14 protein-coding genes are annotated in these 17,431 nt (G+C 43.6%); 10 read left to right on the top strand and 4 right to left on the bottom strand.

Annotated elements, in window-relative coordinates:
* Nucleotides 1–25: 25 nt before the first annotated feature.
* Nucleotides 26–1,285, bottom strand: coding sequence for an adenylosuccinate synthase (locus ACED53_RS02845; RefSeq protein WP_017099849.1), 1,260 nt, complete (start codon nucleotides 1,283–1,285; stop codon nucleotides 26–28).
* Between the two features lie 119 nt (nucleotides 1,286–1,404).
* On the opposite strand from ACED53_RS02845, the gene ACED53_RS02840 reads away from it, so the two are divergent.
* Together ACED53_RS02840 and ACED53_RS02835 are read left to right on the top strand one after the other, a co-directional pair.
* On the top strand, nucleotides 1,405–2,316 hold the full coding sequence (locus ACED53_RS02840; RefSeq protein ID WP_017099850.1) for a LysR family transcriptional regulator: 912 nt from the start codon (nucleotides 1,405–1,407) through the stop codon (nucleotides 2,314–2,316).
* A gap of 193 nt (nucleotides 2,317–2,509) precedes the next feature.
* Complete coding sequence (locus ACED53_RS02835; protein ID WP_009846875.1) at nucleotides 2,510–3,424, top strand: LysR family transcriptional regulator; 915 nt, start codon at nucleotides 2,510–2,512, stop codon at nucleotides 3,422–3,424.
* A 67-nt stretch (nucleotides 3,425–3,491) separates the two neighbouring features.
* Here ACED53_RS02835 and ACED53_RS02830 read toward each other — a convergent pair whose 3' ends face one another.
* Nucleotides 3,492–5,009 carry an arylsulfatase gene (locus ACED53_RS02830; RefSeq protein WP_032499010.1) on the bottom strand — a complete coding sequence of 506 codons (1,518 nt, stop codon included), beginning with the start codon at nucleotides 5,007–5,009 and terminating at the stop codon, nucleotides 3,492–3,494.
* 373 nt (nucleotides 5,010–5,382) lie between these two features.
* Here ACED53_RS02830 and dmeF point away from each other — a divergent pair, with 373 nt between their 5' ends.
* The 6 genes from dmeF to ACED53_RS02800 all read left to right on the top strand — a co-directional run bounded on the left by dmeF (nucleotide 5,383) and on the right by ACED53_RS02800 (nucleotide 13,741).
* Nucleotides 5,383–6,381 (top strand): CDF family Co(II)/Ni(II) efflux transporter DmeF, encoded by a 999-nt coding sequence (gene dmeF / locus ACED53_RS02825; RefSeq protein ID WP_017099852.1) that lies wholly within the window; start codon nucleotides 5,383–5,385, stop codon nucleotides 6,379–6,381.
* A complete protein-coding gene (locus ACED53_RS02820) occupies nucleotides 6,359–6,775 on the top strand; it encodes a MarR family winged helix-turn-helix transcriptional regulator (RefSeq protein ID WP_017099853.1) in 417 nt (138 codons plus the stop codon). Before dmeF ends, ACED53_RS02820 begins: the two co-directional genes overlap by 23 nt.
* A gap of 613 nt (nucleotides 6,776–7,388) precedes the next feature.
* Nucleotides 7,389–9,113 (top strand): methyl-accepting chemotaxis protein, encoded by a 1,725-nt coding sequence (locus tag ACED53_RS02815; protein ID WP_102579985.1) that lies wholly within the window; start codon nucleotides 7,389–7,391, stop codon nucleotides 9,111–9,113.
* Between the two features lie 259 nt (nucleotides 9,114–9,372).
* The gene (locus ACED53_RS02810) at nucleotides 9,373–10,371 is read left to right on the top strand and encodes a hypothetical protein (RefSeq protein ID WP_017099855.1); all 999 of its coding nucleotides are present in this window, start codon (nucleotides 9,373–9,375) and stop codon (nucleotides 10,369–10,371) included.
* A gap of 219 nt (nucleotides 10,372–10,590) precedes the next feature.
* Nucleotides 10,591–11,511 carry a LysR family transcriptional regulator gene (locus ACED53_RS02805; RefSeq protein WP_009846869.1) on the top strand — a complete coding sequence of 307 codons (921 nt, stop codon included), beginning with the start codon at nucleotides 10,591–10,593 and terminating at the stop codon, nucleotides 11,509–11,511.
* A gap of 181 nt (nucleotides 11,512–11,692) precedes the next feature.
* On the top strand, nucleotides 11,693–13,741 hold the full coding sequence (locus ACED53_RS02800; RefSeq protein WP_017099856.1) for a TonB-dependent receptor domain-containing protein: 2,049 nt from the start codon (nucleotides 11,693–11,695) through the stop codon (nucleotides 13,739–13,741).
* 140 nt (nucleotides 13,742–13,881) lie between these two features.
* On the opposite strand, the gene ACED53_RS02795 is transcribed toward ACED53_RS02800, so the two are convergent.
* Both ACED53_RS02795 and ACED53_RS02790 read right to left on the bottom strand, forming a co-directional pair.
* Entirely contained in the window at nucleotides 13,882–14,625 is a 744-nt protein-coding gene (locus tag ACED53_RS02795) for a class I SAM-dependent methyltransferase (RefSeq protein WP_017099857.1), read from the bottom strand.
* A gap of 126 nt (nucleotides 14,626–14,751) precedes the next feature.
* Nucleotides 14,752–16,077 (bottom strand): sensor domain-containing diguanylate cyclase, encoded by a 1,326-nt coding sequence (locus ACED53_RS02790; RefSeq protein WP_017099858.1) that lies wholly within the window; start codon nucleotides 16,075–16,077, stop codon nucleotides 14,752–14,754.
* A gap of 226 nt (nucleotides 16,078–16,303) precedes the next feature.
* Between ACED53_RS02790 and ACED53_RS02785 the strand changes: the two genes are divergently transcribed.
* Complete coding sequence (locus ACED53_RS02785; protein WP_012604063.1) at nucleotides 16,304–16,762, top strand: GNAT family N-acetyltransferase; 459 nt, start codon at nucleotides 16,304–16,306, stop codon at nucleotides 16,760–16,762.
* Nucleotides 16,763–16,776: 14 nt separating this feature from the next.
* Nucleotides 16,777–17,373: a LysE/ArgO family amino acid transporter gene (locus ACED53_RS02780; protein ID WP_102579979.1), complete on the top strand. Its 597-nt coding sequence runs from the start codon at nucleotides 16,777–16,779 to the stop codon at nucleotides 17,371–17,373.
* The last annotated feature ends 58 nt before the right edge of the window (nucleotides 17,374–17,431 follow it).

The following is a 17,431-nucleotide window of genomic DNA, read 5'->3' as shown; positions in this document are numbered from 1 at the left end:
TTTAGCTGAAATACTCGATAGAGCTCTAACCTCGAATGATCATTTGCTCACGCTCAGGGCCTACCGATACCATTACAATTGGAACACCCATCAACTCTTCGATACGCGTAACGTAATCTTGTGCTGCTTGAGGAAGGCTCTCAAACGTGCGGCAGCCAGTGATGTCTTCATCCCAGCCAGCCATATCTTCATATACAGGCTTTAGTTCAGCCGTTTGTGGCCAAATCGGGTTTTCAGTGTGCTCACCAGAGTAAGCGGTACAGATCTTAAGTTCAGACAAACCAGACAGGCAGTCAATCTTAGTCAGTGCGATTTCCGTTGCAGCTTGTAGGTCAACGCCGTTGCGAGTTGCTACCGCATCAAAGTAACCCATATCACGTGGGCGGCCTGTTGTTGCGCCGTATTCGTTAGAGCTTTCGCGGAAGCTGTCTTGCTCTTCCATTGCAGTCACTAGCGTACCAGTACCTACAGATGAGCTGAACGATTTAGCCACAGCAATAACGCGTTCGGGGCGAAGGGCAGGTAAGCCACTACCGATACCCGCGTATGCAGCGGTTACATTTGAAGATGTCGTCCAAGGGTATTCACCGTAAACAAGGTCGCGACCTGCACCTAACTGAGCTTCGAACAGTAAGTTCGCGTCTTGCGATTGCAGTGCTTTAAGCGGCTCAGTTACGTTGCAAATGAATGGGCGCCAAGCTTTAGTCACTTCAAGTAGCCATTCTGTCATTTCAGAAGCAGTCTGAGTGAAGTCACATTGAGGGTATAGAGCTTTAAGTTGAGGCATCTTCCAATCAAGTAAGAATTGAATGCGTTGCTCTAAAATCTCAGGTTGATTCAGCCAACCGACAAGAATGCCTTTCTTCATCACACGATCGCCGTACGCTGGTGCAATACCTTGACGTGTTGAGCCATAAGCGCCATCGCCTAAACGTTCTTCTTCAAGCGTGTCTTCAAGGGCGTGTAAAGGTAGACACAGTGTCGCACGGTCTGATATCGCCATTTTCACTTTGATGCCAGCTGCTTGTACTTCTGCAATTTCTTCAGTTAGCGCAGCAGGGCTGATCACCATGCCAGGGCCAAGAACAGCCGTACAATCAGGATTAAATATACCACTAGGCAGTTGATGCAGTTTGAATGTACCGAAGTCGTTTACTACGGTATGGCCGGCATTGTTTCCGCCTTGAAAGCGAATGCTAGCAGAAGCTTGGTCTGCTAAAAAATCAACGATACGGCCTTTGCCTTCGTCGCCCCAGTTTGCGCCTACAACAACAATAGATGGCATAATTTTTCTCCTGACTGATTGAGAAATCATGTTAGGCCTACAAAGTGGATAAGAGAAATTAATTATCTTTATTATCTTGATAAGGATTTCATATATCATGTAAAAAACCTGGGAGGGATATGATGCTCGATATTAATTTGTTGAAGACGTTTGTGACGCTCGCGGAGTATAAACATTTCGGGAAAGCGGCCAACGCGCTTCATATGACGCAACCCAATGTGAGTTTGCACCTGAAACAACTAGAACAACAAACACGCATCAAGTTGATAGAGCGAAGTCCGTTTCAACTGACTCAAGCAGGTGAAAGGTTATTAGAGACAAGCCAAAGAACGTTACTCGAACTGCAGATTTGTCAGGCCGATCTCAACGCTATTAACGATCTCAAAATTGGTACTTTGACTATTGCTGTCAGCGACATCATTTCCCGGTTCTTGTTGATTCGTCCTTTCCAAAAGTTCAAAGCGCAGTATCCGGGTATCGATCTCACGTTGCTGAATACCACGTCATCTCAAGCATCGAGCTTAGTTAAGAACGCTCAGGCGGATATTGGATTTGTTATCGCCAAAGAACAGCACAACGAGTCATTGTATTTCACTAAGCTGCAGGAGCTTTCTTGGTGTGCGCTAGGTGATGGGTTTGATATCCAAGACTCTGATAGCAAGACAGAAAACGAGGTCAAAGGCGACGATGTAGATACTGAACTCACCTTGATTCTACTTGGCCACGATACGAGAACCCGTGACTTCATTGATGAAGGTTTACCAAGCCTTAATCTACCCAATCATAGAGTCATGGAAGTAGGGAGTGTCGATGCTCAAATCGACTGGGCAGAAGCTGGGTTTGGTGTCGCCATCATTCCTGAGTTTGCGATATCCACCAAGCAGCATTTGAATTCAAAGGTTACGCCATTGACCAATTTCTCTAGCACCAGCCTTGGCTATATCGTGAGGCAGAACCAAGTCTTATCTAAAGCGACTAAGCAGTTATTAGGCTGGGTGAATGATGAGATTACTCTGCTACAAAGCAAATAAACGCCATCACTGACTTAGAGTTACCTGAGCCTGCCAAGTGTGGGCTTTTTGTGTTCTGTTAATCATCGTTTCTAGCATGTTAATTCGTAGGTGACTTCCCAAAATAAAAGGGTCGCTAATGAAGTGCTTGGTTGATACGGTATAATTCAATGATATGAAAGTTAATTTAGTACGCGAGTTTGGTAAATAGAACATGAAAAACACTGATTTTAGTCTGATCCCGTATTTTGTTGTCATGATGGAAGAGCTCTCTATCTCGAATACCGCGAAACGTTTTGGCGTTACTCAGCCCGCAATTAGTAAGGCGCTTAACCGACTAAAAGAAACCTATGATGATCCGTTGTTTGTGAAAACAAAGGAAGGTTATAGACCGAGCAGTTTTTGTTATGACATCTACCCTCAGATAAAACAGGCCTACGATGCCTTTGAATCGACTTTTCCAAGTAAGCGAAAGTTCGACCCAACAAAAATTGAAAGGTCGTTTAATGTCGCTTGTATTAGTGGTGCAACTTATTCATTGATGAAGCGTGTATCCGATATCCTCTATGCGGAAACGCCAGATATAGGTCTTCATATTGACCCTTACTATACCGCAGACATCGTTCTAGACCTTCGCCAACACCGATATGATTTGTGTATAGTCCATACGCCTATCAACGATCCGGCAATGGAATGTATTCAGCTCTCTAACGAACCTATGGTGGTTGCTTATGATAAAAACCACCCTAGATTAGGGAACGAGATTACGTTGGAAGAATACCTTGAAGAGAAGCATGTTCTTCATAGTATGTGGGATACCAAAGAATCGCCGTTAACCAAAACCAGTAAGTATGCGAAAAGTAGAAAGGTTGCACGAAAGGCGCCTGGCCCATTTGAAATGCTTGATATGGTAAGAGGGACGGATTGGCTTTGTATTAGTCAGAAATCGATACTTGAAAGGTATGGCTTGCTGGATGATTTTAAGCTGTCGCCTTTACCGTTTGAATCGGATCTTGGTACTGAATATCTGGTGTGGCACAAGAGTCGTAATGCAGATATGGCGCATTCATGGTTTAGAAAAAAGATTGTTGATGCCTCACAAAAAAAGCCCCAGTGGGGCTTTAATTAGTCAGTTATCTTTAATGGTCGGTAGCCGGGTTATCTAGCTGTTGCTTCGCTGTTTAACCCTTGCTCCGCTATTTCGCGTTTTGTGCTTGCATCTGCTGAATTAGCTTTTGCATTTTTAGCGTGTTGTAATTGATGTCTGCGGCACTGAAGCCTTGGCCTTGTTGCATTGGGTAATCGTTTAGAGAGCCCATAAACTTAATCACTTCTTGAGACATTGGTACGAATAACCACATGTTGTCTACCATCCAACGAGTGTACATGCCAGATTCTTTCGCTGCGGTTTCAAACGGGTCCATACGTAGGTTTGTAATTGAAGCCCAAGCAGGAGCTTGACGGATAGCCGATTGCATTGTGCCTTCCATCATAGCGAAGCTTGCTTTCCAATCGTTCCAACGAAGCGCATTGAAGTCACCGTTTGCAGAGAAGTAGAAGATAGTTTCACGGGGTGACTTTTCAGCCTCTCCTTCAAAATATGGCATAAAGTTCGAGCCATCTAAGTGAACACGCCAATCTGTATTATTTAGAGAAACACCTTCTTTAAGGTCTTCAACGATAGAGTCATTACCGGCAGCAGCAGCTAGTGTCGGTAACCAGTCTTCTTGAGACATTAGCGCATTAACCGCAGAGCCAGGTTCGATTACACCAGGCCATTTCACGATTTGTGGAACACGCATGCCGCCTTCGTAAGTTGTGCCTTTCTCACCGTGGAAAGGAGATGTACCGCCGTCAGGCCATGTAAACTTTTCTGCACCGTTATCGGTAGAAAGGATGACAATCGTGTTGTCTGCAACTTCTAAGCGTTCAAGAGTATCAAGCAACGCGCCCACGTTGTCGTCTAATTGAGCCATACCATCAGCGTAGATGCCTTGACCTGAAATGCCGCTGTAATGTTCGTTCAGACGAGTCCAAACGTGCATACGAGTCGAGTTGTACCAGATAAAGAACGGCTTATCTTCTTTTACAGATTTCTCCATGAACGTGATAGCCGCTTCGGTAAAGTCCTCATCGATGTTTTCCATACGAGCACGAGTCAGTGGACCCGTATCTTCGATTTTGCCATCAGAGGTTGCTTTAATAACGCCACGAGGCCCGTAGTTCTTTCTGAATTCTGGGTCTTTTGGGTAAAAGTAGGTTTCAGGCTCTTCTTCCGCGTTTAAGTGGTAAAGGTTACCAAAGAACTCATCAAAACCATGGTTTGTAGGAAGGTGTTTGTCTTGATCGCCTAAGTGATTTTTACCGAATTGTGCCGTCGCGTAACCTTCTTCTTTAAGAGCATCACCAATGGTAGGAGCCCAGTCAGGAATACCATGCGAAGAACCTGGCATACCGATAGTAAGTAGGCCGGTACGGAATGGGTGTTGACCTGTCACGAACGAAGCACGGCCAGCCGTACAAGATTGTTGTGCGTACATATCCGTAAAAATAGCACCCTCATTAGCGATACGATCGATGTTCGGCGTTTCGTAGCCCATCATTCCACGGTTGTATGCGCTAGTGTTGTAGTAACCAAGATCATCTGCCCAGATAGCAAGAATGTTCGGTTGGTCTGCCGCAGCGACGCCTTGAGCAACGCTGAGTGCGCTCATTGCTAACACGGTTTTGGTTAATTTAGTCAAGGTAATGTCCTTTCTTTAGTTTCTATTTGTTTAGAAAGAAAATACCAATTTTGTATTAACTCAGAGGACTACTGGGTATGAATTCTAGTTACTTAGAGGAATAGTGGAGCCGTGATTAGGGCTAGTGTTTTACTCAAAATCAGAGACCTGCCCAGAGTTTATTTCTTGATTAAGTGAGCCTTATTCATTTTCGTCCCATTTCGAAAATCAAATTCGCCGTTGACAAAGTTTGATGATCAAACTAAATTTCAACCAATTGATTTGATTGTCAAATTACTTGTCAATCAAAGGGCTTTTATTAACAACGATCATCTAACCGCAAACATCAGCTAAGGACGCCATTTTGAGTTTTACAACACGTCACCAACACAACTTTTCTTCACATAACAGCCAAGGTGAGAAACGCACGTTCTATGTCCTGTTATTGACCGTCGTTACCATGGTTGTCGAAATCGTTGCGGGTACCATTTATGGTTCAATGGCATTGCTTGCCGATGGTTGGCACATGGGAACGCATGCTGCAGCGTTTGGTATCACCTTATTTGCATACCGATATGCGAAGAAACATGCCGAGAGTGAACGTTTCTCGTTTGGTACTGGCAAAGTCAGCGTGTTAGGGGGCTACACCAGCGCGATTGCATTGGGTATTGTGTCATTATTGATGCTGGTGGAATCAGTGCATCGTTTATTTAACCCACAAGCGATTCAGTTCAATGAAGCGATCATCGTTGCCTGTATTGGTTTAACTGTGAATGTGGTGAGTATGTTTTTACTCGGCGATCACCATCATGATCACGGACACGAGCATGGCCACGATCATAGTAACAATCATAGTAAGAATCACGGTCATTCACATAGCCATGATCACGACAGCGACCATAATCATAAGCATGGTGAGCACCATCATGACCATAACCTACGCGCAGCCTACATGCATGTGTTGGCGGATACGTTGACTTCACTGTTGGCCATTGTTGCGCTGCTGTTTGGTAAGTTTTACGGTTGGAACTGGTTAGATGCAGCAATGGGAATGGTTGGCGCATTTGTGATTGCTAAGTGGACGATGAACCTTATGAAACAAACCAGTCCAATCCTGCTTGATGAGAATATCCACCAAGATTATCGCGACTCAGTGACCGAAACCTTAACGCCTTATGCGTCGGTCACCGATTTCCATATGTGGAAGGTGAGTGGGCATCACTATTCAGCAGCAATTACTCTTGAATCAAACAGTGATAAAACCGTGTCTGAATATAAACAAATGCTCTCCAAGTTTGATAAGATTAATCATCTTACTCTTGAAGTGCATTCAAACGACCATGCGAAATATAGAACAGCTTAACCAAATACTGACTGAGTTCTACGATAAAATGTCTTCGTGGGAGCAGTCTGTTGTCAAAGAGACGGGTTACTCCCTGGCTCAAGTACACACTATTGAAGTACTTGGTATGCATGGCGCGTTAAGAATGAAAGAGCTCGCTGAAAAGCTGGGCATCACCACGGGTACATTGACCGTTCAAATCGAAAAGCTGGTTAAAGCCGAATTGATTGAACGCCATGAACACCCAACGGATCGTCGTGCAATCGTGGTTGCTCTAACTGATGAGGGGCAGAAGATTCATGTTCACCACAATCAGCTTCACTTGAACCTAGTTAATGAATTAACGCAAGACATCGAAGAAGATGAGAAAGTGGTATTACTGAAGTGCCTATCTAAGATGGTAAAAGCGTTTTAGTCAGCCTTAAGTTCGAACCCTAGCTTATTAGCTGAAAAGCGATTGATTAAGAAATCTAAAAATGGGCCTGACTCGAATTGAGTAGGTTCATTTTTTCGCCGTTTTCTCTCGACTATACAATCACTAATCGATGGACTCACCGTTTCAAAAACAAGTCAAAACCTCCCAATATTGCTCTTCGTTCTTGCTCCGCTGATGAGCCAAAAAAATGTCATTCACAGCCGTCAGAACAATAATTGCCCAAACTGTTTTAATTCAAAGCCTTAATAGCAAGGCGTTCAGCTATTTATACCCCGTCAAATATCTGTCTCTCAGTTTTATAATTCTATTAATGTACATGTAGCGAAAATGTGTTATTGATTAATCTGTCGTTAATGGGTTGGATCTTCTTTGTTTGAATGTATTGATGATGTCACTACTGGCGGGCAGGGCCGCTGCAAAAACTCAACCCCATTACTGATAAAAAATCATAACAATAACTCGATCGCACTAGCCGTATATCCATGCTTTGATGCGATCAATTAGATACTTATAGTTAATTTAGTAAAGACGAGCCATGTATATGAATATAAAGAAAAAGCTCTATTCGTTGGGGGTGTTCTCCATCTTCGGCATGATTTCATTGTTGTTTACCACATCTCAATTTGCGGACACCACCGCTAAAATGAGCGAAGCCAAACAAATTACCAAAGAACTTGAAGTGCGACTGCTCAACCTTCGTCGTAACGAGAAAGATTTCTTACTTCGCAGTGATCTGAAATACCTCGACAAGTTCGACGTAAATTACAAAAAATTCTTAGCGTCTGAATCTGAGCTTAATGCTGTGCTGAATGGTCTGGGTTTGGCCAACAGTACGCATTTGCGTGAAGATATCGAAACGTACCACACAAGCTTTGTTAACCTTGTTAAAGCCAGCCAAGTGTATGGACTAGCACGAGACAAAGGATTGTTAGGGGAATTTCATGCTGTACTCGATAACATCAGTGCCACCGCGAGTGCTGAACAAAAAATTGAGCTGTATCTCTTCAATGATCTGATCGAGAAGGGTGAGTTCGACCCAAGTGTTCTGTCTATTACTTCTAATGCGGGTGGCTCAGCTGCTTTGATAGAAGCAGCTCGTCAAGTCGTAGATCAGAAACGAGTGATAGGGTTAAAACATAACGAAGGGTTACTAGGGCAAGCGCGCACAGGTTCGCACGTTATCGAGACTCAATTCAAAGAATTCTCGGCCGTGTTAGATCAACAGGCACAGCAAGAGATGGATAAACTATCGCTGATCAACAACACACTTTGCGTCACACTGTTAGTGGCGATCATTCTATTCAGCTGGTTAATCGTACGTTCAATCATCGGTAAGATTGAATCTCTACTTACTGTGATCCGTAATATTGTCGACTCGAACGACGTGTCTATTCGTGCGACGGAGAATGGCAAAGACGAACTCGGTAAGCTAGGCGAATACTTCAATCAACTGCTAGATCAGCTTGAAGGGTTGATAGCAACGTCTCAATCTAAGTCGCATCAGTTGACACAAAGTACGTCGAGCATGCATGACGAGCTTGAATCGGTCATCAAACAGTTTGAAGTTCAAGCAAATCACACCTCAACAATGACAACTTCAGTGCAAGAGATGGTACTGACTATTGGGGAAATATCAGAAAGTACATCGGTTGCCGCTGAAGGCGTTCATCAAGCGAAAGTGAATGCCGACAAAGGTCGTGAAGTGGTGGTTGATACCATCAATAACATTACCCAGTTGTCTGAACGCCTTTCAAGTAGCCAAGATTCGATTAGTTCTTTGAATCACCATGTCGATCAAATTGGTAGTGCCGTTAACATTATCCAAGGTATTGCGGAACAGACTAATTTATTGGCATTAAACGCAGCCATTGAAGCCGCTCGTGCTGGTGAGCAAGGTCGTGGCTTCGCAGTTGTTGCGGATGAAGTCCGAGCGTTAGCAAGCAGAACGCACCAATCAACCACTGAAATCACCAGTGTAGTCACTGCAATCCAGAGCCAAATGAATGCTTCTATGACAGAGATTGGCGAGTGTAACCAACAAGGCCAGCTGACACTTAAAGATTCAGAAGAATTGGATGCAAGCTTGCAACTGATCTTGAGTGATATGGAAAGCATTCAAGGCAACTCAGAACGTATTGCTTCAGCGATTGAAGAACAGGGTGCCGTAATGACACAAGTGAGTGACTCAATTACTGAGTTGAATACCATCTCGAATGATAACAACGCTTCGGCGCAGCATTGCTTGGTCGAAGTCGATAAAGTAGCCGAGCAAGCGAACGATATGGATCAAGCGGTAGCGCAGTTTAAGACGTCATAAGACTTCTAGAGCAAGCTATAAACCAAAGACGTGAGTTCATAGAAAACAAAGGCGTGAATTATTCGCGCCTTTTTTGTGCCTGAAGAATAGGCAAGTGCCTGAATCGATAGAAATAAGAATAAGGCATTACAAAATAGACTTAAGTATCTGTGGAATAAAACTAAAATAATGACAGACTAACGATGAACGAACGCATTGACGTGAGCCATATCTTTGGCGCGTTTCAAATAAACGTTAAATCTTACGGAAGAGGAACAGCATGCACTACGACGTATTCAATGGAGACGCAGACGGTATCATCGCGTTGCTACAACTGCGATTAAGTGAACCGAGAAAAAGCGTACTCGTTACCGGTGTAAAGCGTGATATTAAGTTGGTTTCTCAAGTTGCCAGTCAAATCATAGAGCCGGGCAATCCAAATGATGTCTCTTCCGTTACCGTTCTTGATGTGTCGATGGAGAAGAACCTGCCAGCATTGCACTCACTGTTAGATGCCAACATCGATGTGTTTTACTGCGATCACCATCGAACAGGGGACGTGCCAATCTCTGAGCATTTAGACACTCTGATAGACACCTCGCCAGAGAGCTGCACGAGTTTACTGATTAACCAGAAGCTAAATGGTGCACACGTAGCTTGGGCAATCGCGGCGGCCTTTGGTGATAATTTAAAAGTAGTGGCCGCACAGTTAGCTGATGAAAATGGATTCGAACAATCACAAATTGAGTTCTTAGAAGAGCTAGGCACCTTGGTTAATTACAACGGCTACGGTACATCACTGAGCGATTTGCACTTCACGCCAGTTGAGCTCTACCAAACCCTTTATCAATATCCGAACCCGTTTGATCTTTTGGATGACACAGACTCGGTGTTTTATCGACTACGAGCTGCTTACCAAAATGACCGCCAGCAACTATCAAACCTTGCCCCTGTTTATGAAAGTAAAGTCGCACGTGTGTTTGAACTGCCCGGCGAGACTTGGGCAAGACGTATCAGCGGTGTATTTGGCAATGAGATCGTGAATCAAGATCCAAACCGAGCGCAAGCAGTATTAACGAAAAACCAAGATGGCGAATCTTATACTGTTAGCCTAAGAGCACCACTATCCAATAGAACAGGCGCAGATGAAATTTGCTCTAGCTTTGTAACTGGTGGAGGAAGAAAAGCAGCGGCTGGCATTAATCAACTTAGCGAACTTGATAGAGGGAATTTCATTTCACTGTTGGACGCTTATTATTCGCCAAGTGTTGAGCGCTAACGAAAATAGCAGCGAGAGTGAATAGGGGAAAGAGAGGCCATTTGGCTTCTTTTTTTGTGTCTAAAGTCACCCAAATAAGCCTTTCAAAAACTTAGTTAGCATCAAATTCGGCACTTCACATTGTATGACATCAAAGTAAGAGTGATTATCAATTGTATTAATTCTGGGGAAATAGCACTATACGCATATTGAATCTTCAGTATTTTGAATATCCTTATAATGAATCTTGCCCAGGTCGACCTTAACCTACTCGTTATTCTTAAACACCTTCTTGAAGAGAAGCACGTATCAAACACAGCCTTGGCGCTAGACATGAGCCAACCGACGGTGAGTCGTTCACTACAAAAACTACGAACGGTATTCAACGATGACTTGTTAGTCCGCGCAGCCTATGGTTATGAGTTAACCCCGAAAGCAGAAGTCATTAAGCAAGACCTCAACTCTGTGCTCACACGCCTTGAGAAATTGGTCCATGGAGACGTATTTGAACCGCAGACGAGCAATAGTACCGTTCGGTTCTTTGGCTTGGTTCCGCAAGTCTCGCATTTGTTACCAAAAGTCGTGGCACAAATCCGCAAGCAAGCGCCGAATATGGTTGTCGATATCGACTCGATTCCTAAACGACACTTTGAACCTCTGTTATCAGGTGATGCGCACTTTGTATTGTCGACGCATGAACCATTAAGTTCTGAACAAAACTTGTATCGAATGTTCGTAATCAGTCGCGATTATCGGTTATTGATGAGCAAAGACCACCCTCTGGCAGATAAAGAGATCACCGTTGATGATTTATTGAGTAGCCAACTCGGCCAGATCTCACTGCAAGGGGATAAGAAGCTCTCGATTGAAAGTCGTTTCAAAGATTTGGGCTTGATCGATAAGCAGCGTCAGCTATCGATACCGATTCAACTGTCTAACTTTAACGTCGCTCCAGATATGGCTGAAGCGACCGATATCATCTTTCACCTGCCGACACCTTTTGCTCAACAAGCAGCAAAACAGAGAAACCTTGTTTGTAAACGCGTACCCAAAGCGATCAGGAGCCCATCAGAAGACGTATATCTCTACTGGCATAAACGTTTCCACAATGACCCTATGTGTCGTTGGATTCGTGAACTGTTTAAAGAGACATACTCCTAAGTTATCTGGCACATGAATGTTACGGGCTCAATGCTAATGAATTGAATATATTTTGTCTGCATTATTTGATAAATGAATAATCATAATGAATTTTCAGCATGAAACTTTCGTTGATTGGAGTGATAACTGGCTGTTTAATGCAAACCATTATCATTGCTAATTACATGTAAGAATAAATATCATGTCTGAGAAATCTCTTTTGATTCGCAAGCCTCTTTTAGTTCGCAAACCTCTTATGATTCGTAAACCTCTTTCGGTCGCAGTAGCTATTATTTGCACCTCACTATCGGCTAACGTGTTAGCGCAAAAAGAAGCGCAAGCAACAGATGAGCAAATGGTTGTTACGGCAACTCGTACTGAAATGGCTCTAAAACAAGCGCCAGCTTCAATGTCGGTTATCACCGCTCAAGACATCGAAGACAGCCCTGGAATCACTTTGGCTGACATCGTTGCAGAATCAACGAGTGTGGAATCTGATTTTGATAGCACACGTGCTGGCCGTCAGATGATCTCTATTCGTGGTATGGATTCAGACTATACGCTTATCATGGTGAATGGCCGTCGCTTAAGCTCTGCAAGTGCCATCATTCGTGGTAACGATTTCGATCTCTCGACTATTCCAGCTGAGTCAATCGAACGTGTTGAAATCATCCGCGGCCCAATGTCTGCACTTTACGGTTCAGATGGTATGGGTGGCACAATCAACATCATCACCAAAGCTCCAGAAAATGATTGGAGCTCAACGATTAACATGGACACTTCATCTCCATTAGACGGAGATGGTGGCGAAGAATATTCTGTTGGTTTTACTACGTCCGGTGCATTGATTGATGATGAGTTGTTTGCGCGTTTTTCTTTAAATCAAACCTCGCGTGACGCATGGCAACCATATACAGGTAATGGTCGTGAAAATATTACCGCTCTAGAGGAACGCGACACTTTAAGTTTGCTTGCCAACCTGACATGGAATATGACAGACAATCAGACGATTGATTTAGACCTTGGCTATAGTGACGATAAACGTGATGGTTTAGCAGAACACGCTACAGGTTCGAACCTAGTGGATAGTAATGTTGTACGTAACAGTCAAGCGATTACACACAGCGGTTTTTGGAACTGGGGTGACACACAAGTTCGTTACTCTCGTGAAAACGTGACAGACAACGATGCCGCTGATCTAGGTAACAATTACAGTAGCGATGTAGAAGAGCTAACTCAAATAGTAGAAGCGTCAGCAACGACTTATCTCGGTGATAGTCACACCGTAACTTTTGGTATGGACTACCAGTTGAGCGAATTAACCAACAAAGAAAACTTGATCAACGGTACATCAGAAGCGTATCAAGGTGCTTTGTTTGTTCAAGACCAGTGGTTGATGACTGAACAACTCACCGCAACCATTGGTGGACGTTTAGACAAGCACGAATTGTACGGTGAAGAATTCAGCCCGCGTGTGTACTTAGTTCACCAAACGACTAATGACCTCATCATCAAAGGTGGTGTGGGTAAGGCTTTCAAAGCACCTTCGTTGACTCAAAACCAAGCCGACTACACAGTTAATAGCTGTAAGGGAGCGTGCGACTTATATGGCAACGAAAACCTGCAGCCTGAAACGAGCTTGAACTATGAAATTGCAGCAATATACAACCAACCACGTTGGAATGTTGAAGGAGCCTTGTTCCGCAACGAAATCAATGATCTTATTGATCGCGATGAAACGTACTGCGAGAACGGCGGAGTGTTTGAATCGGGTAAAGGGTGCGCAGACACTTCTAGCTCTACTGGCTATGTGAAAGGGAAGCGTACTTATACCAATGTATCTGAGGCGGTGGTTCAAGGTGCTGAACTTACGGGTCAATTCCAGATTACCGATGAGTGGGGCGTGTCTGGTAACTACACGTTCTTAGACACAGAAGATAAGTCAACGGGTGAAGAACTGCTTGAGCGTTACAAGCATTCAGGTTTAGTTAAACTGAACTGGAGCCCAACTTTCGATCTGAATGCCTTTATTAGTGCGCGTTACCGTGGAGAGCGCAATATCGAAAGCGACTTAACGCAAGACGCATACACAACACTGAACATCGGTACGGTGTACAACGTTAATGATTCTGTTCGACTGCGCGCTGGTATCACTAACTTGACTGATGAAGCTGTATCACAAGAGCTAGAGAGTATGGGTTATGTTGAAGAGCCACGTACTTACTACGTAGGTATGACAGCGGACTTCTAATCAATCTGTGTTTGATTTGGTAGCAAGATACATATAAAAACGAAGAACCCACATTGGCTCGATACTCTATAAAGAGAACGGCGAGTGTGGGTTCTTTTTTGTGTGCTTGTATCGGTTTAATTCGTTTGGAATTAGCTTACCTAGATTTTTACACAAGTGACCAAAGCATTACCTGATTTGGTATCCCAAGGCAGCAGCTTGTCATAATCGTGCTCAAAAATATGAACCTCAAAGTAGGGCTTCAATATCTCGATCAATTCCTTAAACGAGAATGCCACCATAGGGTGTTCGTCATTCCATACTTGAGTTTCACCGGCAGTCGTTTTTTCGATGCTTAGCTTTAACGTTTGCTTGCTACCTTCGCCGGAGTAATACCAACCTGAGCGAAAGGTAAAGTCATCATGTTCTTTGTTGGCTGTATGTCGAACAAACAAGTCATTGCTTATCTTCTCTTTATCAACCACGTTGAAGCAGAAGACACCTTCGTGTTTCAAAGCTCGGTGCACGCTTGCAATGCACTCTTTTAGTCTCTCAATACCGTCGTTGTAATGGATGGAATACAAGAAACAAGTGATAAGATCGAGCGGTTCTGAGACCTCAAAGTTACTCATGTTTTGTACTGAAAAGTTAGCTTCAGGGCAACGAACTTGAGCAATGTCGAGCATTGGTTTATTCAGATCAAGGCCACTACTTTGATAGCCGTAATCAATAAAATGGCGAACGTGTGGTCCAGTGCCACATCCAAGGTCGAGGTGTGTTTTTCCTTCATTTCCAAAAATCTGATGTAACCTACGAACGCAGTCACTCTGCGCTTGGTAGTCAATATCGACACACATTAAATCATAGTAACCGGATAGGTCGGTATAGAGTGCGTTGGCGGACATGTTTGCCTGCAGCATTTGCTGAAAAAATTGGGGTGGCGCATAGTAAACTAGAACTTAAAAATAACAAGAAAATCTTGGGTCAACTTATAGGCTTAAATGACCTTTTCTTGATGCTTAGCAATTGTTTCACGAGCCACACTCTATACATGCACCTTCGTGGTTTACTGAGACTCTATTTTTTCCGTTGGATTTAGCACGATAGAGCGCGTCGTCTGTAACTCGAATCAACGTATCTAGGGAGTTGTTGGTACGAACGATGCAGCTGTCGGTAATGCCAATACTGACGCTTGATTGAAACTTGGTGCGATTAAATCCCAAGAATTGATGGGTTCGAAATTCTTCGCAAATACGTTGACCAACAATTTTTGCTTGTGAGTATGCCGTGTTGAGAATGGTTCCATGAGTCGTTCGGTTTTTTGGAAAGAAGACGATAAACTCTTCACCTCCCCAGCGGCCAACCACGCCGTTCAAGGCTTTGACGTGCTTCTTAATGGTATTCGCGAGAGTGCGAATCACTTCGTCACCAACACTGTGTCCAAATTGGTCATTAATCTTTTTGAAGTCATCAATATCCAACAGTAAACAAGACATCTCAGTTTGTTCTTTTAACGGCTTTTTTAACCAATCGTAAATGGCACTGCGGCTGAACACTTGTGTTAGATCGTCGTGAAGTGCGCGGTGCAATAGCTCTTGTTCTAATATCACCTTGTCGGAAACGTCTTCTATCACCACTTGAATCGCTTTCTCGCCTTCCCAATTAATGATGTTGTCGTAGATGTTGAAGTGTTTTTTACTCCCATCAAAGCATTGGTTTTCAACCACAGAACTGAAGCTTGGTGTATCACCGGCAAGAATACTCTGGCTGCGTCTCATGGCATTGATACGACTGTCCGGCGGAATAATTGAAATGATTGAGTCCATGGCAAGCACTGCTTCTATCGATTTGGCACCTTGCATTTCAACCCAGGCTTGATTAACCATTAGAGGCTTGAAATTTTGGTGGACGAGCACGCCCTGTTTCGAACTATTGAGTAAAGTCCGGTACATACGATCTTTTTCTTGATGTTTACGCTCTGAAGCAACAACTGAGGTAATATCTATGATCATTACACGAAGAGCGGGGCGGTCGTTGACTCTGACCGCTTGAGCAAGGCTAAACAGCGAGAGAAGGCGGTTATTCACCGGAATATCTTTATAGAGCTTTCCCTTTCCCAGTTGGCCTTTAATCGCAGAAAGGTAACGTTCACGGACAGAGCCGTGATAATCTTTGGGTATTAATGAGTAGACAAAATCGACGTTGTTGAGAAGTGCTTCACGGCAACTGTAACCGAAGATTTTTGCAATGTTTTCGTCGACATCGATGACACGGTGGTCTTGCAGCGTAATATAGCCCTGTGCAGAGTCGAAATTCTGCCTAGGGGTGGCTGTGGTTAAATCTAGTTGGATGCTCATATAGATCTGACTACATATCCTCTCACCAAAAACAGGTGCTTTAAATAAATGGTGGTGTCGTAAATAAATTGTGACTGCTGTATATCGACAAAGCTATCAGATACCTAACACGGCAAGCGTCACGAGACTATGTGATTAAAGTGTGCCGTACGCAACTTTTTGAGGGTAGCGTAATTTTACTGTATCTAAAACGGATAAAAAAATTATTAAGGATAATTAAAGAGTTATGGAAATAAAAATTGATGATTTGTCGGGTGGAGAGGTTATTGAGCTACTCGAAGAGCATTTAGCTGATATGTATGCGACATCGCCAGTCGAAAGCGTTCATGCACTGGATCTAGATGGGCTCAAGTCGCCAGAGATTACTTTTTTCAGTGCTTGGAAAGACAGCCAACTGCTTGGGTGTGTCGCCATTAAAGAGCTTGATACACAACACGCTGAACTGAAGTCAATGAGAACCTCGCAGTTTGCAAGAAAGTCCGGTGTCGCAAGCAAGCTATTGCAGCACGTTTTGGATACGGCAACCGCTCGCCAATATCGACGTATTAGCCTAGAAACGGGATCGGAAGACTACTTTAAGCCAGCGCGTAATTTGTATCAAAAATTTGGCTTTGGTTACTGTGAACCTTTTGCTAATTATGTGTTAGACCCGCACAGTCATTTCATGAGTATTGAGTTACGTTAAGAGGCTAACCTTTGATGCCGACTTATTTTGCAGGTTTTACTCTCGGGCTTTCGCTTATTCTCGCGATCGGTTCTCAAAATGCGTTCGTTCTTAAACAGGGCTTAAAGAATCAGCATGTGTTTGCTATTTGTGCTGTCTGCGCGATTTCAGATGCATTACTGATCAGCTTTGGTGTGATGGGCTTTGGTGCGATCGTTGAGCAGTTCCCTCAAATTGAGCAGTTTGCTCGTTACGGTGGGGCTATCTTTTTAGGGGTTTACTCATTCTTGAGCTTTCGCTCAGCATTTACCGAAAATCATGCCTTAGAAGCCGGTGTCGAAACCAAAAACTCTTTAACCAAAGCAGTTACCATGTGTTTAGCGTTTACTTGGCTTAATCCGCATGTGTATCTGGATACTGTGGTATTGCTTGGTTCTATCTCTACACAATATCAACCAAATCAAATGTTGTTTGGTGCAGGTGCAGTATCGGCTTCATTCGTGTTCTTTTTTTTACTTGGCTATGGTGCACGATTCTTAGCTCCAATGTTTAAGAACCCGAAATCATGGAAGATGTTGGAGTTTGTTGTAGGAGTGATCATGGCATCTATTGCACTATCTTTGGTTGTTTAGTTTTACTCTGCTTTCGTTAACTTCTCCTCATCAGTTAACGCTGGTGGGGAAAGTACGG

The organism is Vibrio sp. 1F169, assembly GCF_041439605.1.
Classification (GTDB): Bacteria; Pseudomonadota; Gammaproteobacteria; order Enterobacterales; family Vibrionaceae; genus Vibrio; species Vibrio tasmaniensis_A.
Note: the sequence above shows the minus strand (reverse complement) of the source record. Positions and strands in the feature narration are given on the sequence as shown.